17 protein-coding genes are annotated in these 22,306 nt (G+C 69.8%); 11 read left to right on the forward strand and 6 right to left on the reverse strand.

The features are described 5' to 3' along the window. Position 1 precedes the first annotated feature (1 nt). Complete coding sequence (locus QFZ76_RS33010; RefSeq protein ID WP_373464550.1) at positions 2 to 1,756, reverse strand: hypothetical protein; 1,755 nt, start codon at positions 1,754 to 1,756, stop codon at positions 2 to 4. A gap of 224 nt (positions 1,757 to 1,980) precedes the next feature. On the opposite strand from QFZ76_RS33010, the gene QFZ76_RS33015 reads away from it, so the two are divergent. The 4 genes from QFZ76_RS33015 (at position 1,981) to QFZ76_RS33030 (ending at position 5,635) form a co-directional block, all read left to right on the forward strand. Further along, positions 1,981 to 3,072, forward strand: coding sequence for a glycosyl hydrolase family 18 protein (locus tag QFZ76_RS33015; protein WP_307677117.1), 1,092 nt, complete (start codon positions 1,981 to 1,983; stop codon positions 3,070 to 3,072). Between the two features lie 101 nt (positions 3,073 to 3,173). Further along, entirely contained in the window at positions 3,174 to 4,178 is a 1,005-nt protein-coding gene (locus tag QFZ76_RS33020) for a phosphotransferase family protein (RefSeq protein ID WP_307677118.1), read from the forward strand. A 91-nt stretch (positions 4,179 to 4,269) separates the two neighbouring features. Next, positions 4,270 to 5,247: a class I SAM-dependent methyltransferase gene (locus QFZ76_RS33025; protein ID WP_307677119.1), complete on the forward strand. Its 978-nt coding sequence runs from the start codon at positions 4,270 to 4,272 to the stop codon at positions 5,245 to 5,247. Positions 5,248 to 5,320: 73 nt separating this feature from the next. Further along, positions 5,321 to 5,635, forward strand: a complete 315-nt coding sequence (locus QFZ76_RS33030; RefSeq protein ID WP_307677120.1) for a hypothetical protein — start codon at positions 5,321 to 5,323, stop codon at positions 5,633 to 5,635. Here QFZ76_RS33030 and QFZ76_RS33035 read toward each other — a convergent pair. From QFZ76_RS33035 to QFZ76_RS33050, 4 genes are all read right to left on the reverse strand, one after another. Next, positions 5,616 to 6,386 (reverse strand): succinate dehydrogenase/fumarate reductase iron-sulfur subunit, encoded by a 771-nt coding sequence (locus tag QFZ76_RS33035; protein ID WP_307677121.1) that lies wholly within the window; start codon positions 6,384 to 6,386, stop codon positions 5,616 to 5,618. The two genes, QFZ76_RS33030 and QFZ76_RS33035, sit on opposite strands and share 20 nt — an antisense overlap. After that, positions 6,383 to 8,317, reverse strand: coding sequence for a fumarate reductase/succinate dehydrogenase flavoprotein subunit (locus QFZ76_RS33040; protein WP_307677122.1), 1,935 nt, complete (start codon positions 8,315 to 8,317; stop codon positions 6,383 to 6,385). The genes QFZ76_RS33035 and QFZ76_RS33040 overlap by 4 nt, the downstream gene beginning before the upstream one ends. Further along, complete coding sequence (locus QFZ76_RS33045) at positions 8,317 to 9,153, reverse strand: hypothetical protein (protein ID WP_307680202.1); 837 nt, start codon at positions 9,151 to 9,153, stop codon at positions 8,317 to 8,319. Before QFZ76_RS33045 ends, QFZ76_RS33040 begins: the two co-directional genes overlap by 1 nt. A 361-nt stretch (positions 9,154 to 9,514) precedes the next feature. Then, positions 9,515 to 9,805, reverse strand: coding sequence for a hypothetical protein (locus tag QFZ76_RS33050; protein ID WP_307677123.1), 291 nt, complete (start codon positions 9,803 to 9,805; stop codon positions 9,515 to 9,517). A 285-nt stretch (positions 9,806 to 10,090) separates the two neighbouring features. Between QFZ76_RS33050 and QFZ76_RS33055 the strand changes: the two genes are divergently transcribed. The 7 genes from QFZ76_RS33055 (at position 10,091) to QFZ76_RS33085 (ending at position 21,207) form a co-directional block, all read left to right on the forward strand. Further along, entirely contained in the window at positions 10,091 to 12,250 is a 2,160-nt protein-coding gene (locus QFZ76_RS33055) for an ABC transporter family substrate-binding protein (RefSeq protein ID WP_307677124.1), read from the forward strand. A 139-nt stretch (positions 12,251 to 12,389) separates the two neighbouring features. Further along, the gene (gene typA / locus QFZ76_RS33060; RefSeq protein ID WP_307677125.1) at positions 12,390 to 14,297 is read left to right on the forward strand and encodes a translational GTPase TypA; all 1,908 of its coding nucleotides are present in this window, start codon (positions 12,390 to 12,392) and stop codon (positions 14,295 to 14,297) included. 664 nt (positions 14,298 to 14,961) lie between these two features. Beyond that, positions 14,962 to 15,996 (forward strand): ABC transporter permease, encoded by a 1,035-nt coding sequence (locus QFZ76_RS33065; RefSeq protein ID WP_307677126.1) that lies wholly within the window; start codon positions 14,962 to 14,964, stop codon positions 15,994 to 15,996. A 99-nt stretch (positions 15,997 to 16,095) separates the two neighbouring features. Further along, positions 16,096 to 17,904: an ABC transporter substrate-binding protein gene (locus tag QFZ76_RS33070; protein ID WP_307677127.1), complete on the forward strand. Its 1,809-nt coding sequence runs from the start codon at positions 16,096 to 16,098 to the stop codon at positions 17,902 to 17,904. An 87-nt stretch (positions 17,905 to 17,991) separates the two neighbouring features. Beyond that, the gene (locus QFZ76_RS33075) at positions 17,992 to 18,972 is read left to right on the forward strand and encodes an ABC transporter permease (RefSeq protein WP_307677128.1); all 981 of its coding nucleotides are present in this window, start codon (positions 17,992 to 17,994) and stop codon (positions 18,970 to 18,972) included. 10 nt (positions 18,973 to 18,982) lie between these two features. After that, the gene (locus tag QFZ76_RS33080; RefSeq protein ID WP_307677129.1) at positions 18,983 to 20,044 is read left to right on the forward strand and encodes an ABC transporter ATP-binding protein; all 1,062 of its coding nucleotides are present in this window, start codon (positions 18,983 to 18,985) and stop codon (positions 20,042 to 20,044) included. Between the two features lie 50 nt (positions 20,045 to 20,094). Next, a complete protein-coding gene (locus QFZ76_RS33085; RefSeq protein ID WP_307677130.1) occupies positions 20,095 to 21,207 on the forward strand; it encodes an ABC transporter ATP-binding protein in 1,113 nt (370 codons plus the stop codon). Positions 21,208 to 21,541: 334 nt separating this feature from the next. Here the strand turns inward: QFZ76_RS33085 and QFZ76_RS33090 are convergent, their stop codons facing one another. Then, positions 21,542 to 22,297, reverse strand: coding sequence for a trans-aconitate 2-methyltransferase (locus tag QFZ76_RS33090; protein WP_307677131.1), 756 nt, complete (start codon positions 22,295 to 22,297; stop codon positions 21,542 to 21,544). Between the last annotated feature and the right edge of the window lie 9 nt (positions 22,298 to 22,306).

Raw genomic sequence — 22,306 nt, forward strand, 5'->3', positions numbered from 1 at the left:
GCTACGCGGAGGTGAGTCCTCGTCTGGCCCGGGTGTGCGGTCCGCCGAAGCTCGGCGGCGGGCCGCCGTCCGCGTCCTCGCCCAGGAGGATCCCGCCGAGGACGGCCCCGGCGGCCCCCTGCTCGTGCTCGGCCGCACCGGCGACCGGGTTGCCGTGCACGCGCACGTCCTGCTCGGCGAGTTCGCGGGCCTGCCGGGCCAGGGTGTGGGCGCGCACCAGGTCGGTGAGGGACGCGGCGTCGAGCAGTTCCCGTGCCGCCGCGAGCAGAGTGCGGGCGTCGGCGCCCACCGAGCCCCGGTGCGTGGTGACGAAGGTGTCCGCGACGGCGGTGGCGCTGCCCGCGGCGAGCCGGGCGGCCGCCGGGAGCACCCCGGCCCGCCCGGTGGCGACCGGCGCCAGGACGCGCACGATCCGGCGCAGGACGTCCAGCGGGTCGTACGGCCGCCCGCCGGTCAGCTCCTGCCGTACGGAGGTCAGCACGGTGTCGGCGTGCAGAACCCGGGACCGCAGCTCACCCACGGGGACGCCCAGCAGGGCGGCGTCCGGGAGCCGAGACCACCGTGTCGCTCTCCCCGCGTCCTCCGCCGTCCCGCCCCCACCCCTCGTCGTACCGGCCCCAGTGTCCGGCACCGCGTCCGGCACCGCGTCCGCCCCTGCGCCCGGCCCGGTGCCGGCCCTCGCGTCCTCCGCCGTCCCGCCCCCGCCCGTCCTCGTACCCGCCCCGGTGTCCGGCACCGCCCCCGTCCCGGTGCCGGCCCCGGCGTCCGGCACCGCGCCCGTCATGGCGCCCGTGCCCGCGTCCGCCGGCTGCTGCCACTCCCCGGCGGTCGGTAGCACGCCCCGCACTCCGGAGAGTTCCGCCTCCGCCCCGGTCAGGGCGCTCGCCACCATCCCGGCGGCGGCACCGAGCTCCGCGGCGAGTCGGTCGATGCCGTCGACGAAGGCGGCGGCCTGAGCGATGGCTCCCTCGGCGGCGCGCAGTTGCCGGACCGCTCCCTCGGCCTCGCCCGAGTCGACGGCCTGGCGGGAACGATTGAGGTGGGTCGTGGCGAACACCAGGCGGTCCTTGGCCTGTTCGGCGTAGCCGGTGACCGGGGCGGTGGCGGAGGGCGCGTACCGCTCGGCGAGGTCCGCGAGGGTCGTCCCGGTCGCCACCGCGCGGCCGGTGAGTTCCCGGAAGCGGGTCTCCGCGACGGTGAGCGCCTCACCGATCTCCCCTTCCAGGGCGCGGAGTTGGTCCAAGGCCGCCGCCTCCTCGTCCAGGCGCCGGCCCGCCTCCTGGCACCGGCCCACGATCCCGGCGAGCGCGTGGCGCCGGGACGGTTCGTCCGGCGGGACGCCGGCGTCGTACTGCCGTCGTATGCGGAAGGCGGCCGACAGTTCGGACTCCGCGTCCCGTACGGCCCGGGCGAAGGGGGCGACGGCCGCCGGGCCGGAACGGGCCTCGGCGAAGCTCAGTTCCTCGCGGCTGGTGCGGATCCAGGTGTCGGCCTCGGCGAGGAGGGTCCGGGAGTCCTCGTCGAGTTCCGTGAGGGGCGGGGCGGGGGGTGTGATGCGGGTGCCGCCGGGTGTGGTGCGGGTTCTGGCCCGTCGGGTGCGTCGTAGGTACGCGTATCCGGCCAGTGCGCCCACCGCACCCACCACGACGAGCGGCAGGACCAGGTCCGCTCCCGAGGTCTCCTCGTCCTCCGGCGCGGCGGCCGCCACCGGGGCATCGGTGCTGATCGCAACCGGAACGTCCGTGCTGATCGTCATCCCCGGCAACACCAGCCACACGAGCCCGGCCGCACCGCCCAGTACGGCATGCGCCACCCGCACGGATATGTGAGAGCGGGTGCGCCGCGGCCGGCCCCGGATCAACGATGACGTCACATTTGGGAGCGTATGAGGAGGAATGCGGGCGCGCGACCGGGGTGGCGGGTGGCCGTGGGCCGATGGGGGAGGGGAACGCCGTGACGGAACGTTCTGGGGGGACGGGGATGGAAGCGGAGCAGAAGCCCGAGGAGGGTGAGACACCTGCGGTCGCCGATGGTGAGCAGGCGCCACCGGAACCGAAGAGACGGCGGGCCTGGGTCCGCTGGGTCCGGCGTAGCGCCCTCGGTCTCGTACTGGTCGTCGTCCTGCCGTTGCTCGCCGGGGAGATCGCCCTCCGTGTGAACTACACCGGCGATCCGGCGGACGGCACGTACACCCGCAACAAGGACGCGATCTGGCTCGGCCACGCCTGGGTCGACGGCCGGAAGAAGGACGCCGACGTCTCGGCGCTGGCCCGCCGGCTGGAGAGCACCGGAATGCGTGATCTCTACGTTCATTCCGGGCCGCTGGAGCACGACGGCACACTGCCCGAGTCGGCCTACCCGAGAGCGCGTTGGTTCATCGACGCGATGCACCGCGCCGCACCCGGCATCCGCGTGCAGGCATGGCTCGGTGACGTACTCGCCAGCGAGAGCCCGAACGGCATGCGGCTGGAGCTGCCCGAGACCCGGGCCGCCGTCGTCGGGTCCGCCCGGCAGATCCTCGCCGTCGGCTTCGACGGCGTGCACTTCGACCTGGAGCCGCTGCACTCGGGCGACCGGAACTACCTCACCCTCCTCGACTCACTGCGCCCCGTCACCCGCGCGCAGGACGCGCAGTTGTCGATCGCCGCGCACCAGATCGACCCGGTGCCGGCGTTCCACTCCTTCTGGAACGCGCTCACCGGGCACCCGAAGTGGTGGTCGCAGGAGTTCTTCGGACAGGTCGCGCGCCGGGTCGACCAGATCGCGGTGATGTCGTACGACACGATCCAGCCGTTGGAGAGCACGTACGGCGGCTATGTCGCCCAGCAGACCGCGCTGGCCCTGGAGGTCACTCCGCACTCCACCGACCTGCTCATGGGGCTGCCCTTCTACCACGAGAACCGGTTCGGTCACTGGAATCACGCCGAGACCGCCGCCGCCGCGGTCCGGGGAGTCCGGCTGGGCCTGTCCCGCACGGACGCGGCCCGCGCCAACTTCGGCGTCGCCGCGTACGTGGACTTCGCGGCCACGGAGGAGGACTGGACGGCGTACCGGGAGGGCTGGGTGCGCTGAGGACTCGGCGCTGAGAATCCGGCGCTGAGAATCCGGCGCTGAGGACCCGGCCGCCCTGGAATCCGGCTGCGGCCGGGTCCCGCCGGTGCGAGCATCCGACGATGACCACCACCCGCAGGCCCCTCACCCGCGACGACCTCACCCCCCTCGCCCGGGCGGCGACCGGCCCCCACCGCACCCTCGCCGCCGTCGCCCGGCTGCGCGGCGGCTCCAAGAAGGGCGTCTACCGGCTGACCTTCGACGACGACTCGACGGCCGTCGCCTACGTCTGGTCGGCGGACGAGGACTACTGGGACGCCGGGCCCTTGGACCCGCGCGACCCCTTCTCCCACGGGACCGGCTTCGGCCTGTTCACCGCGGCGCACGACCGGCTGGCCGCCGCCGGCGTGCGCACGCCCCGGCTGCTGTACGCCGACGCCACGCACACGCATCTCCCGGCGGACACTGCGGTCGTCGAGGACCTGCGGGGCGGGAGCCTGGAGGAGGCGCTGGAGCGGGACCCGGCCCTGGGGCGCGCCTGTCTCCAGAGACTGGCCGCACAGCTCACCGAGCTCCACGCGCACGAGGCGCCGGCCTTCGGCAAGGTCGCCCTCGTCGACAGCGGCGGTGAGTCGTCCGCGAGCTCCTGCGAGCAGCGCGTGACCGAGGGCGCCCTGCGGGACATCGCCGAAGTCGCTGCGAGAGACGCCCGGATCACCGCCGTACAGGAAGAACTGGCGGACACGGTACGAGAGCTGGCCTCCGCCGTCCGCCCCCGCTCCCGGTACTCCCTCATCCACGGCGAACTCGGCCCGGACCACGTCCTGTTGGACACGGACGGCACCCCCGCCCTGATCGACATCGAGGGCCTCATGTACTTCGACGCGGAGTGGGAGCACGTCTTCCTCCGGATCCGCTTCCGCCGTCACTACGACACTCTCCGCGCCCCCGGCCTGGACGAGGACCGCCTCCGCCTCTACCGCCTGGCCATGCACCTGTCCCTGGTGGCCGGGCCCCTGCGCCTCCTCGACGGCGACTTCCCGAACCCGGAGCCGATGCGGGACATCGCCGAGCACAATCTGCGCCGGGCCCTGGAGCTGACCGGAGGCCGCGGCGGGACGAGGTGAACATCCGGTGACCCAGACGTCATGTGCGCTTTGCCCGCAGGGGCTCTTCCGTTGGTTGTGAGCGGACTGTGGGCGGCCCTACCGTCCACGGATGCGAGCGCTACTCACCAGCAAGGCTGCCCGGCGTGCCCTGCGGCCGATCGTCGAACTCATCGACCAGCGCATCGAGCGCCAGGTCCGCCGTGCCGTCACGAACACCGTCACGAACACTGTCGGGAAACCCGCCGGGAACACCCTGGCGAGCACCACCGGAACTCCCGCGCCGGACGCGTTGCAGGAGGAACTGAAGAAGCTGCGCAGCCGCCAGCGCCCCCTGGAACTGTTCTTCGACGGGACCGGGCGCGGGGCGTCCCGGCTGCCGTCCGCGCCCCACCTCAACCGCACGATCGCGGAGCTGGCGCAGGTGACCGGGGACAAGGAGGGTGCCGAGCGCAATGTCGCTCAGGCCTTCCGACTGCTCATCGCGATGGAGGCGCTGGGGGTCGGGCGGATCGCCGGCGGCACCATGAACATCGTCGGCAAGCTGTCCGCCGTACCGCTGCTGGACCCGCCGAACGACGAGGTCCTGGAGATCGGCACCCTGTACGGCATGTTCGGCGCGGCGCTGATCCGGATGATGGAGCGGGCGGGGCGTGACCCGAAGCTGACGATCGTCGACCCGCTCGCGGGGTCGCAGTTGCAGCCCGGCACCACCATGGGGGACGACGCCTCGGGCACCCCCGTGCAGGGGGCCGCGGTGCGGATCAACCTGGCCCTGGCGGGCGCGGCCGGGACCGCGGCCCGGATCCAGCAGGGCTTCTCCGAGGACCCCGAGGTGCGCGCCCTGGTCTCCGACCGCTCCTACGGCGTGGTCATCGTCGACGGCGACCACTCCGCCGCCGGTGTGGCGGCTGACCTGGAGTGGGCCGAGCAGATCGTCGCGCCCGGCGGCATCGTCGTCCTTGACGACTTCGGGCACCCCAAGTGGCCCGGCATCAAGGAGGCCTTCGAGAAGCACATGGCCACCGAGACCCGGTTCACCTTCCTCGGCCAGGTCGCGCACTCGGGCTATCTGCGGGCAGAGGCCTGAGGCGGTTGTTCGTCCGGAACGGCGCGGCAGGCGAGCCTGGTGCGGCCCCGGCCCTCGTGGGACGATGACCGTCATGCACATGTACCTGGTGGTCGCGGGCGCGCTGGTCGTGGCGCTGATGGCGGGGTTCGGTATCGCGGGCATCACGAGAGGCTGGGTGCTGCCGTTGGGCCGGCACCGGATCCTGCGGCCGAAGCTGTGGGGGTACGGCCAGCTGCTCGGCGCGGTCGGCGCGTCCCTGTGGATGTTCCTCGGCGTGTTCCCCGCCAGGTTCGACGCGCTCGCGCTCCTCGGCTGGTTCGTGTTCATGGGGAGCCTGGGTATTCAGATGCTGGCCCAGCGCCCCGGCCGTACTCCAGTCCTGCCCGCTACGAACTCCGCCTCCTGATCTTCGACCCCAGCCATACCAGCGGGTCGTACTTGCGGTCGACGGCCCGTTCCTTCAAGGGGATCAGCGCGTTGTCCGTGATCTTGATGCCCTCGGGGCAGACCTCCGTGCAGCACTTGGTGATGTTGCAGTAGCCGAGGCCGTGCTCGTCCTGGGCCGTCTGCTTCCGGTCGAGCCCGGCCTCCGCCGCCGCGTCCAGCGGGTGCATGTCCAGTTCCGCGACCCGCATCAGGAAGCGCGGGCCCGCGAAGGCCGTCTTGTTCTCCTCGTGGTCGCGGACCACATGGCACGTGTCCTGGCACAGGAAGCACTCGATGCACTTGCGGAACTCCTGCGACCGGTCCACGTCCTCCTGCATCATCCGGTACTCGCCGGCGGCGAGCTTCTCCGGCGGCACGAAGGCCGGGACCTCGCGCGCCTTCGTGTAGTTGAAGCCGACGTCCGTGACGAGATCCCGTACGACCGGGAAGGCGCGCAGCGGAGTGACGGTGATCGTTTCCTCAGGGGTGAACACCGACATGCGGGTCATGCACAGCAGCCGGGGACGCCCGTTGATCTCCGCCGAGCACGAGCCGCACTTGCCCGCCTTGCAGTTCCAGCGCACGGCGAGGTCGGGGGCCTGCGTCGCCTGGATGCGGTGGATGATGTCGAGGACGACCTCGCCCTCGTTCACCTCGACCTTGAAGTCCTCGAGCCCGCCGCCCTGCACGTCACCCCGCCACACCTTGAACTGGGCCGTGTAGCCGCTCATTCGTACAGCTCCTCTTCGGCGAGGTACTTGACCAGCTCCTCCTTGTCGAAGAGGGCGAGCAGGTCGGGGCGGATGGGGTCGGTGGACTCACGGGAGAGGTCGATCTGGCCGCGCACCGGGTCGGTGGCCGCCAGGCCCTCGGTGGGATCGGTGAGCCGGCACAGGAGGTTGACGGGGCGCCACTTGCGGTCCATCGCCGGATGGTCCTCGCGGGTGTGCCCGCCGCGCGACTCCGTGCGCTCCAGCGCGGCCCGCGCCACGCACTCGCTGACCAGGAGCATGTTCCTGAGGTCCAGCGCGAGATGCCAGCCCGGGTTGAACTGGCGGTGGCCCTCGACACCGGCCCGGCGGGCCCGTACGCGCAGCTGGGCCAGCTTCTCCAGGGCCTGCCGCATCTCCGCCTCGCGGCGGATGATGCCGACGAGGTCGTTCATGGTCTGCTGGAGTTCCTGGTGGAGGGTGTACGGGTTCTCCGGCGGCCCCCCGGCAGGCTCCAGACCCTCCGCCGAGAACGGCCGCAAGGCCTCCGCCGCCGCCGTGTCGACCTGGGTGTCGTCCACGGGCGGGCGGTGAGGCCCGAGCCCGGTCGCGTAGTCCGCCGCGTGCCACCCCGCTCGCCGGCCGAACACCAGCAGGTCGGACAGGGAGTTGCCGCCCAGGCGGTTGGAGCCGTGCATGCCGCCCGCGACCTCACCGGCCGCGAACAGGCCCGGCACCCCGCGCGCGGCCGCCGTGTCCGACTCGACGGCGATGCCGCCCATCACGTAGTGACAGGTGGGCCCGACCTCCATGGGCTCCGCCGTGATGTCGACGTCGGCGAGCTCCTTGAACTGGTGGTACATGGACGGCAGCCGGCGCCGGATGACCTCGCCGGGCATCCGCGTCGACACGTCGAGGAACACGCCGCCGTGCGGGGAGCCGCGGCCCGCCTTCACCTCGGAGTTGATCGCGCGGGCCACCTCGTCACGGGGGAGCAGTTCCGGCGGGCGCCGGTTGTGGTCCGGGTCCTCGTACCAGCGGTCGCCCTCGTCCTCCGACTGCGCGTACTTCTCCTTGAAGACGTCCGGGATGTAGTCGAACATGAACCGCTTGCCCTCGGAGTTGCGCAGCACGCCCCCGTCGCCGCGCACCGACTCCGTGACGAGGATGCCCTTCACCGACGGCGGCCAGACCATGCCCGTCGGGTGGAACTGCACGAACTCCATGTTCAGCAGGGGAGCCCCGGCCAGCAGGGCCAGCGCGTGGCCGTCGCCCGTGTACTCCCACGAGTTCGACGTCACCTTGAAGGACTTGCCGATGCCGCCGGTCGCGATCACCACGGCGGGCGCTTCGAGGACGAAGAAGCGGCCGGTCTCCCGGTCGTAGGCGAAGACGCCGGACACCCGCGAGCCGTCCTTGAGGATTCGGGTGACCGTGCACTCCTGGTACACCTTCAGGCGCGACTCGTAGTCGCCGGTCTCCCGGTGGTCCTCCTGCTGGAGCGCGACGATCTTCTGCTGGAGCGTGCGGATCAGCTCCAGACCCGTACGGTCGCCGACATGCGCCAGGCGCGGGTACTCGTGACCACCGAAGTTGCGCTGCGAGATCCGGCCGTCCTTCGTACGGTCGAAGAGGGCGCCCCAGGTCTCCAGCTCCCACACCCGCTGCGGGGCCTCCTGCGCGTGCAGTTCGGCCATCCGCCACTGGTTGAGGAACTTCCCGCCGCGCATGGTGTCGCGGAAGTGGACCTGCCAGTTGTCGCCGGAGTTGACGTTGCCCATCGCCGCCGCGATGCCGCCCTCGGCCATCACCGTGTGCGCCTTGCCGAACAGCGACTTGCAGATCACGGCCGTACGGGCACCGCGCTCGCGTGCCTCGATGGCGGCGCGCAGCCCGGCTCCGCCGGCGCCGACCACGACGACGTCCCATTCCTGCCGGTCGACCACGGACATCAGAACAACCTCGGATCGTCGAAGGCCCCGGACGCGACCAGGTACACGTAGAAGTCGGCGAGCGCCACGCTCACCAACGACGCCCAGGCGAGCAGCATGTGCCGGGCGTTGAGCTTCCCGACCCACTGCCACATCCGGTAGCGCACGGGGTGCCTGGAGAAGTGCTTGAGCTTGCCGCCGACGATGTGCCGGCAGGAGTGGCAGGAGATCGTGTACGCCCAGATCAGCACGATGTTGACCAGGAAGACCAGGGTGCCGAGGCCCATGTGGCCCCACTCGTAGTGCTCGTCGCGGAAGGCGAGCACGGTGTCGTAGGTCAGGATCCCGGCGACGACGATCGCGGCGTAGAAGAAGTACCGGTGGATGTTCTGCAGCACCAGCGGGAAGCGCGTCTCACCGGTGTACTTCTTGTGCGGCTCGGCCACCGCGCAGGCCGGCGGGGACGCCCAGAAGCCCCGGTAGTAGGCCTTGCGGTAGTAGTAGCAGGTCAGGCGGAAGCCGAGCGGGAAGATCAGGATGATGATCGCGGGCGAGATGCCCCACCAGCCGCCGAAGAGGTCCCAGTTGGGACCGGCGCGCATCGCGTCGCAGTTCTCCGCCAGACACGGCGAGTAGAACGGCGAGACGTACGGCGCCGCGTAGTAGTCGGCGTTCGCGAACGCCCGCCAGGTCGAGTACACGATGAACGCGAGCAGACCGGCGGCCGTGGCGGCCGGGGCCAGCCACCAGCGGTCGGTGCGCAGGTGCGGGGCGTCGATCGCGGCGCGCGTACGGGTGCGTACGCCGCCTTGCTGGTCACTGACGTCCGACGTCCCCTGATCGAGTGATGTTCGCATCATCGGCTTGTGGGCCCTCCGGTGATCTCGGCTAGCGTCTGCGGTGCGATTCGCGACGTCTGGCTGCGGGTCGGCTTCGTTGCCCCTGTCCCACCGGAGAGATGGGCCAGGGCCTCTTCGAAGTCGGTTGCCTCACCAGGTGATCCGGATCGTGAGGGACCCCGCCCTCCCGGACTTGGACCGCATGCAGGACATGTGTCGCCGCCCGGGGGCGAAAGCGGGCGACCAGTGCGCCCAAGACCGTTCGGGGTGTGCCGCCGGACAGGTCTGTTCTGCTCCGGTGCCTAGGAACGGTTCCGTACCAGTGGTCAAGTCCACTCCTTCGAAGTAGCAGTAGAGGGCGTGACCGGTCGCACCTGAATCAGGGGGCGTGCCGGTCGCGGGCACCCAGTCCCTCGTCGTCCGAGTCGATCCACAGTGAGTCGTCGTACGGGGTGTCGGGGATGGTGACGAGGTCGGGGCGCCTGGGCGCGGCCGGTGCGGAGGCCGCCGCGCGCAGCAGCGCGACGCTCTCGCGCAGGTGGTCGGCGTCGGCGCGGACGCGGCGCATGTCGAGCCCGCCGCTGCCGAGCTGCTGCTCCAGACGTCCGACCGACCGGGCCAGATCGTCCAGGCAGCGCTGGACCGATGTCAGTTCGTCGTGCACGGACATGACGTGACCTCACTTCCGTGGGCGGTGGTGCCCTGGGCGGCAACGTTCATGCGCCTGCGAGTGTTGCGCGTCACACCGGTCGGTGGGAAGGGACGTGCACCGATTGGCCGAGGCGTATGGGTGCACTCCGTGGTGCGTTGCGCCGCACGGGTGACCTTCCCGGCCGTGCTCGCCGTGTCGCCGTCCGTTACCGAACCCTTTCCTCTTCAGTGGCCGCATACATGTGATCAGCTCCATATACCGCCAAAAGTGATCATAACGCCCGCGGCTCCCGGAGGTAAGCAGATGTCCCACGACGGCGTCGGACTGAGCTCTGTCATGCGCTCGGTCTCCTTCCTCACCGCGGGTGCGCTCGCGGTGTCCGTTCTTGCCGGATGCAGCTCCGAGGACCAGGCGGGCAAGCCGCTCGCCGGACAGGACATCGCGTCCGCCGCCCGGGCCCGGGTCGCCGACGGCGGCACCCTGCGCTGGGCCGTGGACGCCGTACCGGAGACGCTGAACACGTTCCAGTCGGACGCGGACGCGGCCACCGGCCGGATCGCGCAGGCCGTCCTGCCGTCGATGTACCGGCTGGACGAGAACGGGCGGCCGGAGCGCAACCCGGACTACCTGGAGTCGGCGAAGGTCGTCGAGACCGAGCCGAAGCAGGTCGTGCTGTACAAGCTGAACCAGCAGGCGGTGTGGAGCGACGGCCGGGAGATCGGCGCCGCCGACTTCGCCGCCCAGTGGCGGGCCCTGTCCGGCAAGGACACCGCTTACTGGACCGCGCGCAACGCCGGGTACGACCGCATCGAGAAGGTCGAGCGGGGGGCGAACGACCTGGAGGTGCGGGTGACCTTCGGGCGGCCGTACACGGACTGGCGGTCGCTGTTCTCGCCGCTGTACCCGAAGGACGTCATGGGCACGCCGGACGCCTTCAACGACGGCGCCAGGAGAAAGCTCAAGGTCACCGCCGGCCCCTTCGCCCTGAAGAAGGTCGACCGCAAGGACGGCGAGGTCACCCTCGCCCGCAACCCGCGCTGGTGGGGGGAGCCCGCCAAGCTCTCCGAGATCGTGCTGCGGGCCGTACCCCGCGACAAGCGGGCCACCGCGCTGGCCGCCGGGACCGTCGACCTCGCCGAGATCGACCCCGAGTCCGCCGGACGCGTCACCCTCGCCGCGCGCGCCGCGGGCAAGGGCACGAGCACCCCCCTCCAGGGCCCCGGTGAGCGCAGGGCGAAGGCCGGGGACGAGAGCCTGAAGGAGCCCCTCCGGGCGCCCCTTCAGGGCTTCGAGCTCCGCAAGTCGCTGGAGCCCGCCTACACCCAGCTCGCCCTCAACGGCGCCGACGGCCCGCTCGCCGACGAGCGGGTCCGCCGGGCCGTCGCCCGGGCCCTGGACCGGGAGGCGCTCGCCCAGGTCGTTCTCAAGCCGCTCGGGCTGCCCGCCGAGCCGGTCGGCAGCCACCTCGCGCTGTCCGGGCAGGCCCACTACGCCGACAACAGCGGCGCCCTCGGCGGGCAGGACACCGCGGAGGCGCGGGCGCTGCTCGCCGACGCCGGGTGGGTGCCCGGCGGGCCGGTCAAGGAGCAGAAGAAGGGCGAGAAGGCGGCAGGCGCCGAGGGGGAGGAGAAGGCCGGGACGTCCGAGGAGGCCGAGCAGGGGGCGGCGGGGGACGAGGACGGGACGTACATCGTCGGTGAGGACGACAAGGCGCCCCACGAGGCCGACCGGGAGAAGAAGAAGCACCCGCAGAGCCGGACGGAGAAGGGCGAGGAGCTCGGCAAGCACCTCGCCCAGGACGGCGGGCAGTACGCGAACCAGCTGAACCAGGGCGGCGCGCCCGGCGCCTACGCCCCCCTGGGCACCGCCGCCCCGGCGGGCTCCGCGGCCGGGGCGCTCGCCAAGGACGGCAAGCCGCTCACCCTCCGCTTCGTGCTCCCCTCGGGACCGGGCTCGCAGACGCTGCGCACGGTCGCCGACCGGATCAGCAGCATGCTGCGCAAGGTCGGCATCCGCACCGAGATCTCCAAGGTCGCCGACGAGAGCTACTTCAAGGACCACATCGCGTCCGGCCAGTACGACCTCGCCCTGTACTCCTGGCCCGCCTCCGCCTTCCCCGCGACCGACGCCCGCCCGATCTTCGCCAAGCCGGTGCCGGCCGCCGACGGCTCCCTGAACGTCGAGCAGAACTACACCCGCGTCGGAACCGACCAGGTCGACCAGCTCTTCGACCAGGCCATCGCCACCCTCGACGAGAGCGAGAGCCGCGGCCTCCTGCGCAAGGCGGATTCCCGGATCTGGGCGGCGGCCGGATCCATCCCCCTCTACCAGCGCCCCCAGCTCACGGCCGCACGGAAGAACCTGGTCAACGCCGGTTCCTTCGGCTTCCAGACCCCGGTGTACGAGGACATGGGCTTCCTGAAGAAGGGCGCGAATCCGGCCTCGGGCCCTTCGCGGAAGTGATCCACGTGGCCCTGTGGAGGCCGTCTCTGCCAGGGCCACGTACCATGGGGTGAGGCCGTGGCGTGTCCAGCCCGGCAGGGTCCCGCGTAACACAGATGTACGCGCAGGCCTTCCTCACACTCCGGGAGATCGCTCCAATATGGCCACGCGCCACGACATCCGTAACGTCGCCATCGTCGCCCACGTCGACCACGGCAAGACGACCCTCGTCGACGCCATGCTCAAGCAGGCCGGGGCCTTCGCCGCGCACGCTGCCGAATCGCTCGACGACCGCATGATGGACTCGAACGACCTGGAACGTGAGAAGGGCATCACGATCCTGGCCAAGAACACGGCCGTCAAGTACCACCCCAAGGATGGCAGCGATGTCATCACCATCAACATCATCGACACCCCCGGCCACGCCGACTTCGGCGGCGAGGTCGAGCGCGGTCTGTCGATGGTCGACGCGGTGGTGCTGCTGGTCGACGCCTCCGAGGGGCCGCTCCCGCAGACCCGCTTCGTGCTGCGCAAGGCGCTCCAGCAGCGCCTGCCGGTCATCCTGTGCATCAACAAGACCGACCGCGCGGACTCCCGGATCGACGAGGTCGTCAACGAGACCTACGACCTCTTCCTGGACCTGGACGCGGACGAGGAGCAGATCGAGTTCCCCATCGTCTACGCGTGTGCACGCGACGGCGTGGCCTCGCTGACCAAGCCCGAGGACGGTACCGTCCCGCAGGACAGCGACAGCCTGGAGCCCTTCTTCTCGACGATCCTGTCGCACGTCCCGGCCCCCCAGTACGACGAGGAGGCCCCGCTCCAGGCGCACGTCACCAACCTGGACGCCGACAACTTCCTCGGCCGTATCGCGCTGCTCCGCGTCGAGCAGGGCGAGCTGCGCAAGGGCCAGACCGTCACGTGGATCAAGCGTGACGGCACGATGTCCAACGTGCGCATCACCGAGCTGCTGATGACCGAGGCGCTCACCCGCAAGCCCGCCGAGATGGCGGGCCCCGGTGACATCTGTGCCGTGGCCGGTATCCCGGACATCATGATCGGCGAGACGCTCGCCGACCCCGAGAACCCGATCGCGCTGCCGCTGATCACGGTCGACGAGCCGGCGATCTCGATGACCATCGGTACGAACACCTCGCCGCTGGTCGGCCGTGGCGGCACCGGTAAGGGCGCCTCAGCCAAGGCCGCCGTCAAGGACCGCAAGGTCACCGCCCGCCAGGTCAAGGACCGCCTCGACCGCGAGCTGGTCGGCAACGTCTCGCTCCGCGTGCTCGACACCGAGCGTCCGGACGCCTGGGAGGTCCAGGGCCGTGGTGAGCTCGCGCTCGCCATCCTGGTCGAGCAGATGCGCCGCGAGGGCTTCGAGCTGACCATCGGCAAGCCTCAGGTGGTCACCCAGGAGATCGACGGCAAGGTCCACGAGCCGGTCGAGCGCATGACGATCGACGTGCCCGAGGAGCACATGGGCGCGGTCACGCAGCTCATGGGCGTCCGCAAGGGCCGGATGGACAACATGTCCAACCACGGCTCGGGATGGGTGCGCCTGGAGTTCGTCGTTCCCTCCCGCGGTCTCATCGGCTTCCGTACCGAGTTCCTGACCGGCACGCGCGGCACGGGCATCGCCCACTCCATCCACGAGGGCCACGAGCCGTGGTTCGGCCCGCTGACGACCCGTAACAACGGTTCGCTGGTCGCCGACCGCGCGGGCGCCGTCACCGCCTTCGCGATGACGAACCTTCAGGAGCGCGGCGTGCTGTTCACCGACCCCGGCACCGAGGTGTACGAGGGCATGATCGTCGGCGAGAACTCGCGCGCCGACGACATGGACGTGAACATCACCAAGGAGAAGAAGCTCACCAACATGCGGTCGGCCGCGGCCGACTCCTTCGAGGCGATCGTCCCGCCGCGCAAGCTGTCGCTCGAGCAGTCGCTGGAGTTCTGCCGCGACGACGAGTGTGTCGAGGTCACCCCGGAGGCTGTTCGCATTCGCAAGGTGAACCTGGACGCCCGCGAGCGCGCCCGCTCCGCGAGCCGCGCCAAGCACGGCTGACGCCCGGCCGACGCACAGCCTGAGACCCGGTTGCCCCATCGTGGGGGCGGCCGGGTTTTTTGCAACCGGTTTTGGCCGCATCCGCACAGACCCCGTGTCCGGATTGCGGTGATCCTCGCCCGGTACACATGTAACAAGTCCGTTTCGCACCCATCTCGTGCCGAACAGTTTGTCCAAGTTTTGGAAGATGTACGCGTCAGCTGTGACTGAATTGAGATTTAAAGACGGTGGTCGGTGGTTGGCGCATGGCAGATAGTTAGCCGCGTAACGCTCGGGTCAATGGGTCTCGCGCCGTGGGGACGGCGCCGACTCACGAGCACCAGGGGGTGCCTGACCCTCCGTCAGGGGTGTCGGAGGTCAGAGATGTACCCCCTCCTGTTGGTGAACACGTGGAGTCATGAGGAGGAGTCCCATGCGCGGTGTCACAAGCACCAGGTGGGTCACAGCGTCATCCGTAGCCGTCGAGTGCCCGGCACTGTACGGCGATTGCCACTGAGCGCAGGTGGCCGGCGGCTCAGCACGCCCTGGCGCCTACGCGCGTCCGGCTGCGCCTTTCCCGCCTGCTTCGCGGTGTCCTGACGCTTCTTCATGATCCGGTCCGTGACCGCGCACACCTGTGCCGGTCGCCGGCTCGGCACACCCACATCTGTGAAATGGGCGAACTGTGACAAGTCCTATCGACATCGAGGGCGGCGGGACGTCGGTCGTCGTCGACGGCGAACCGGAGCCGAAGAAGAAACCCGAGGAGCAGCAGCTGGTCGGCCGCTCACCCGGCCAGCTGATGTGGATCCGCTTCCGGCGGGACCGCGCCGGCGTGATCTCGGCCTGCGTCGTGATCTTCTTCTTCGTGATCGGCCTCGCGGCTCCGCTGATCTCCAAGCTGTACGGCAAGAACCCGTACACGGTGTACGCGGACGAACGTCCTGAGCTCTTCGACAGCGCGGGTGTGCCCCTGCAGCCCAACGGCGGCATCAGCGGCGAGTTCTGGTTCGGCCTGGAGCCGGGCAACGGCTACGACGTCTTCACCAAGCTGCTCTACGGCATCCGCAACTCCCTGATGATCTCCCTGGCGGTGACGGTCGCCACCGTCGTCACCGGCATCCTCCTCGGCGTCGCCGCGGGCTACCTCGGCGGCAAGCCCGACTTCTGGATCAGCCGGCTGGTCGACTTCCTGCTGGCCTTCCCGGCGCAGCTGTTCTTCATCGCGAGCATGCCGGTCGTGGTGTCGCTCTTCGTGAGCCCGCGCGACGAGACGCCGGTGTACGTCCGGGTGGTCGCCCTCATCGCGGTGCAGTGGGTGCTGGGCTGGATGAGTCTGGCCCGTATCCTGCGCGGCACCACCCTGGCCCTGCGAGAACGGGAGTTCATCGAGGCGGCCAAGGTGAGCGGGGCGCCGCCCGGCCGGATCATCCGCAAGGAGATCCTGCCCAACGTGGTCACGCCGATCCTGGTGCAGTCGACCTACATGCTCCCCAACTTCGTGACCGCCGAGGCCGGTCTGTCCTTCCTCGGCGTGGGAATCGTCGAACCGACGCCGGACTGGGGACAGATGTTCTCCAAGGCGTCCACCGAACTCGTGATGCAGAACGACATCACCTACATGTTCTTCCCGGGCATCTCGATGATCATCTTCATCGTGGCGTTCAACCTGCTCGGGGACTCGGTCAGGGACGCCTTCGACCCCAAGTCGGAGCGCTGACCGCGAGATCGTGGGCATCCCGCCCGACGCATACCGGATGGCACTTGTACCGGTCGGCATTTCATTGGCACTGGTGACACAAGATGGGTGGATTCTGTGATGGGTAAGGGTGGACGCCCCGCGTACGCCGCACTGTCACTGCTCGCGGCGGGGGCTCTCGTGCTCACCGGCTGCAGCGAAGGTGGCAGTAAGGGCAGCAGCAACGACAAGGAGAACGAGGAGAACGCCGCGCGGCAGCAGGAGGGCATCGACTTCGGCGACGCCAAGGCCTCGACCGGTCCGGCGGCCGAGATCTCCGGCGCCAAGCCGGGCGGCACGGTAACGGTTCTCCAGCGCGACAGCTTCGCGCACCTCGACCCGGGACAGATCTACGTCTCGGACGAGATGGCGCTCTCGCAGCTGATCCACCGTGGTCTGACGAGCTACAAGGCCACCAGCGACGACGGCAAGAAGCACGAGGTCGTCGGAGACCTGGCCACCGACAGCGGTGAGACCACCGACGGCGGCAAGACCTGGACGTACAAGCTGAAGGACGGGATCAAGTGGGCCGACGGCTCCGCGATCACCGCCGCTGACGTACGGCACACCTTCGAGCGGCTCTTCGCGCCGTTCGTCTCCAACGGCCCGACGTACATCCAGCAGTGGATGGCCAACACCCCGGGCGCGGAGTACCGCAAGCTCCTCCCGGACGGCCCGTACAAGGGCAAGCACCTGCCGGACAGCGTCCTGTCGACGCCCGACGACAAGACCATCGTCTTCAAATTCGAGCAGGCGAAGCCCGACCTGCCGTACGCGCTGGCCATGGCCGGCTACTCCATGGTGTCGGAGAAGAAGGACACCAAGGAGAAGTACGACAAGGCCCCGATGGCCGCGGGCCCGTACAAGATCCAGGAGTTCAAGTCCGGCAAGTCGATGACGCTGGTCAAGAACACCAACTGGGACCCGAAGACCGACGCGGTCCGCCACCAGTACGTCGACCAGTTCAACTTCGAGTTCAACAAGCAGTTCGAGGACTCGACCAAGGCCATCCTGGACGACAGCGGCGCGAACGCCACCGCGATCAGCTTCAGCAACCAGGTCGACGCGGGCAACCTGTCGAAGGTCCTCGCCGACGCGGCGCTGAAGCCCCGTACCGTCTCCGGCTACCAGCCGTACGTCGGGCAGATGAACATCAACCTGTCGCAGCCCGAGATGCAGGACAAGGCGGTCCGCGAGGCCATCGCCTACGCCCTGCCGATCACCCCGTTCGTGCGTGCCTTCGGCGGCACCGACGCGATGGAGGTCGCCGGCGGTCTGATCAGCCCGACCGTCTCCGGCTACGACCCGACCTTCGACCCGTTCGGCAAGAAGAAGAAGCCCGCCGGTGACCCGGCCAAGGCCAAGGAACTGCTGGAGAAGGCCGGCAAGACGGGCCTGAAGCTGACCTTCGGCTACATCAACACCCCTGAGGGCCAGCAGTACTCCACCGCCATGGCGGCGGGCCTGGAGAAGGCCGGCTTCGACGTCCAGCGCCAGGAGATCCCGGCCGAGACGTACTACGACCAGGTCAGCAAGGTCAAGAACAACTACGACATCTTCCACACCGCGTGGGGTGCCGACTGGCCGAGCGCCTCGACCGTGATCCCGCCGCTGTACGACGGCCGCCAGATCCAGGACGGTGCCTCCAACTACTCGCACATCAACGACGAGAAGGTCAACGCGGACATCGACCGGGTCTCGGCCATCACCGACCCCGTGAAGGCCGCGGCGGAGTGGAACAAGATCAACGAGTACATCGTGAAGGATGTCGTCTCCAACATCCCGACGGCGTACTACAAGCAGACCCAGATCGCCGGGTCCAAGATCGGCGGCCTTGTGTACGACGACGTCATCGGCGGCGTCGACCCGCGCAGGCTGTTCGTGAAGTAACGCCCGTCCAAGCGGCGTCAGGTGCGCCCCGTCCCGTGACGGGGCGCACCTCGCCGCAGGCTTCCGACGCCCGAAAGCTGCCCTGAGATGCTGCGCTTCCTCTTCCGCCGGATCCTCGGCTCACTTGTGATCCTGGTCCTGCTGACCGTGGTCGCCTTCCTGCTCTTCTTCGGCATGCCCCGTGATCCGGCGCTGCTGATGTGCGGCAAGACGTGCACCCCCGACGCCCTGGCGAACATCCACCAGACCCTCGGGCTCGACAAGTCGATTCCGGAGCAGTTCTGGATCTTCCTGCAGGGGCTCGTCATGGGCCGCGACAACTTCCCGCAGGGGCCCTGCCCCGCCCCGTGCTTCGGCTACTCGTACCACACCAACGAGGCGGTCTGGTCGACCCTGATCGACAGGCTGCCGCTGACGCTGTCGCTGGCCTTCGGCGCCACCATCCTGTTCCTGCTCGTCGGGCTCGGCACCGGCCTGCTGGCCGCATGGAAGCGCGGCACCCTCATCGACAAGTCGTTCACCGCGGGCTCCATGGTGATCAGCTCGATGCAGATCTACTTCCTGGGCCCCCTGGCGCTGGCGCTCCTGGTGTACCAGGCGCACCTCTTCGACGAGCCCAAGTACACCAGCATCACCGACAATCCGGCCGCCTGGTTCACCGGGCTGCTGATCCCCTGGGCCGTCCTGTCGACGATCTTCGCCGCGCAGTACACCCGTATGGCGCGCTCCGCGATGATCGAGCAGCTCCAGGAGGAACACGTCCGCACGGCCCGGGCCAAGGGCATGAGCGGTCGCTATGTCTTCTTCCGGTACGCCTGGCGGGGCTCCCTCATCCCCATCATCACCATCCTCGGCATCGACCTCAGCTCGCTGCTCGGCGGCGCGATCATCACCGAGTACACCTTCGGACTGCCCGGGCTCGGGCGGCTCGCGGTGGACTCGGTGCAGTTCAGCGATCTGCCGCTGCTGCTCGGCGTGATGCTGTTCTCCGCTGCCGTGATCCTGCTGTGCAACATCATCGTCGACGCCTGCTACGCCCTCATCGACCCGCGCGTGCGGCTGTCCTAGGAGCACTGTCGTGACCACTCTGACCAAGGAAGCCGTATCCCCGGACCCGGCGGACGCGGGCGCCTTCCTGTCGGTGCGGGACCTGCACGTGAGGTTCAGGACCGAGGACGGCATCGTCAAGGCCGTGGACGGGCTCTCCTTCGACCTGCAACGCGGCAGGACCCTGGGCATCGTCGGAGAGTCGGGTTCCGGCAAGTCCGTCACCAACCTGACCATCCTGGGGCTGCACAACCCGAAGTTCACCACCGTCGAGGGCGAGATCCTCCTGGAGGGACAGGAGCTGACCACCGCCCGGGAGTCCGAGCTGGAGAAGCTGCGTGGCAACAAGGTCGCCATGATCTTCCAGGACCCCCTCACGGCCCTGTCGCCGTACTACACGGTGGGCCGGCAGATCGCCGAACCCTTCATGAAGCACACCGGCGCCTCCAAGAAGGCGGCCTGGGAACGCACGGTGGAGATGCTCGGCAAGGTCGGCATCCCCAACCCGAAGGAGCGGGCGAAGGACTATCCGCACCAGTTCTCCGGCGGTATGCGCCAGCGCGCGATGATCGCGATGGCGCTGGTGTGCGACCCCGACCTGCTGATCGCCGACGAACCGACCACCGCCCTGGACGTGACGGTCCAGGCGCAGATCCTGGACCTGCTCAAGGATCTCCAGCGCGAGTTCGGCACGGCGATCGTCTTCATCACGCACGACCTCGGGGTCATCGCCGACATGGCCGACGACATCATGGTGATGTACGCGGGCGGCGCGGTCGAACGCGGCACGGTGAACGAGGTGCTGCGCTCGCCCCAGCACCCGTACACCTGGGGCCTGTTGAACTCGATGCCCCGTCTGAACTCCGACCTCGACGCCCCCCTCGCGCCGATCCCCGGCGCCCCGCCGTCGCTGCTCACACCTCCGTCCGGCTGCCGTTTCCATCCCCGCTGCACCTTCCAGGACCGGGTCGGCGGCACGCGCTGCGTGGACGAGCGCCCGCTGCTGGGCCCGGACCGCGACTCGGCCTGCCACCTCACGGCGGAACAGAAGCGGACCATCTTCATCGAAGAGATCAAACCCCGCCTGGGGTAGGACGACATCGTCGTGACGGACACAGTCGTGACGGACCTGAAAGAGGAGCCATGAAAGAGGATCTCGTCCTCCCCGCCCCGCGCGAGGCCGCCACCGGCGGCGCCGGGGAGCCGCTGCTCGTGGTGGAGGGGCTCACCAAGCACTTCCCGGTCAAGGGCGGCTTCCCGATCCGGCGGACCGTCGGCGCCGTACAGGCCGTCGACGGCATCGACCTGACCGTGAACGTCGGCGAGAGCTTCGGCCTGGTCGGCGAGTCGGGCTGCGGCAAGTCGACGACCGGACGCCTGATCACCCGGCTCCTGGAGCCGACGGCCGGCACGATCTCGTACCGCGGCCAGGACATCAGCCATGCCGGCCGCAAGCAGCTCGCGCCGATCAGGTCCGAGATCCAGATGATCTTCCAGGACCCCTACTCCTCGCTGAACCCGCGGCAGACCGTCGGCAAGATCATCTCCGGTCCGATGGAGATCAACGGGATCGAGCCGGACGGCGGCCGGGAGAGGCGCGTACGCGAACTCCTGGAGATCGTGGGCCTGAACCCCGAGCACTACAACCGCTTCCCGCACGAGTTCTCCGGCGGCCAGCGGCAACGCATCGGGGTGGCCCGCGCGTTGGCCCTGGAGCCGAAGCTGATCGTGGCCGACGAGCCGGTGTCCGCGCTGGACGTGTCGATCCAGGCGCAGGTGGTGAACCTGCTCAAGAAGGTCCAGCAGGAACTCGGCATCGCGTTCCTGTTCATCGCCCACGACCTGGCGGTGGTACGGCACTTCTCGCACCGCGTGGCGGTGATGTACCTCGGCAAGATCATCGAGGTCGGCGACCGCAACTCCATCTACACCCGCCCCCGCCACCCCTACACCCACGCCCTGCTGTCCGCCGTACCCGAGGTGGACCTCACGGACGCCGGGGCGGGCCGGCGCGAGCGCATCCGCCTGGCCGGCGACGTCCCCTCGCCCATCGCCCCGCCCTCCGGCTGCCGCTTCCGCACCCGGTGCTGGAAGGCACAGGACAAGTGCGCGACCGAGGAGCCGCCCCTGATCCAGATCTCCGGCAACCGCGCCGGCCACCTGACGGCCTGCCACTTCCCGGAGGACCCGACGATCGAGGGCCGGGACGAGGACATCGTGCTGGACCCGGCGCTGGCGGCGCTGGAGGAGGACTAGGGCCGTCCGGCGGTCATGCCGCAGACGCGGGGCCGCAGTGGCATCAGCCGCTCCGCGGCGTTGTCGTCGGTTGCCGGTTCCCCCGCTCTCGACTTCGCTCGAGCGGGGGAACTCCACCGCATCGACGCCCTCCTCCGCCTTGCAGCTCGACGCACCACGCCCCGCTCACCCGCGTCGATCAGGCACCGCCGATTTCCTGCGACTTGATCCGCCGGAGGGCCGTCCGGCGGTCATGCCGCAGACGCGGGGCCGGACGCTCGACTTCGCTCGCGCGCGGAGCACCCGTCGCCCTCGCTGACCTGCCTCGATGAGGCACCGCCGTTTTCCTGCGACGTCATCCGCCGGACAGGCACTGAGCGGGTCGCGCCACGGTGATGATCTCGTGGCTGGCGGGGGTGCACGGCCCTCGCCCCCAGTCGCCGTACTGCTCGACGACGGTGAGGCCCGCCTCGCCGAGGAAGCGGGACAGGTCGTCGGTGTCGAGGAACCGCAGGGTGGTCCTGCTGATCGCGGTCCGCCGCCAGGGGCCGCCCTCGAAGGTCTCGGTGAACGTCACCCGGTCGCCGAGGACGGGCTGATCGACCTCGTGCCACACGCGTACGGGGGCGCCGTCCGGTCCGGTGATCTCGTACACGCGCTCCGGTGTCCATCGCTCCCAGGCGCGGGCGCCGGGGTTCCGTGTCTCGAACACGAACCGCCCCCCGTCCGCGAGCGCGGCCCGCACGGCCCGCAGCGCGAGCCGCACCTCTTCGTCGCTGACGAGCACCTGGAACGCGTGCCCGGTCATCACGACGAGATCGAACTCCCCGTGCCACTCCCGCGTCAGCAGATCCCCGAGCACCCACTCCACGTGCGGTGCGCTCCGCCGCGCCAGCACGAGCATGGCGGCCGCCGGATCGAGCCCCACCAGCCGCCCCCGGTGCCCCGCCTCCCGGGCCCGCCTGAGCAGCCGCCCGGTGCCGCATCCGACGTCCAGTACGGACCCGGCGGACATCACGAACCCGAGACAGAAGGCGTCCCCCGCCTGCCACGGATTGAGCGTCTCGTACAACGCGGCGAGCTCGGGGTCGCCGAACGACCGATCGACCATCGCGGCAGT

The sequence above is a fragment of the Streptomyces sp. V4I2 genome, from assembly GCF_030817655.1.
In the GTDB taxonomy this organism is placed as follows: domain Bacteria; phylum Actinomycetota; class Actinomycetes; order Streptomycetales; family Streptomycetaceae; genus Streptomyces; species Streptomyces plumbiresistens.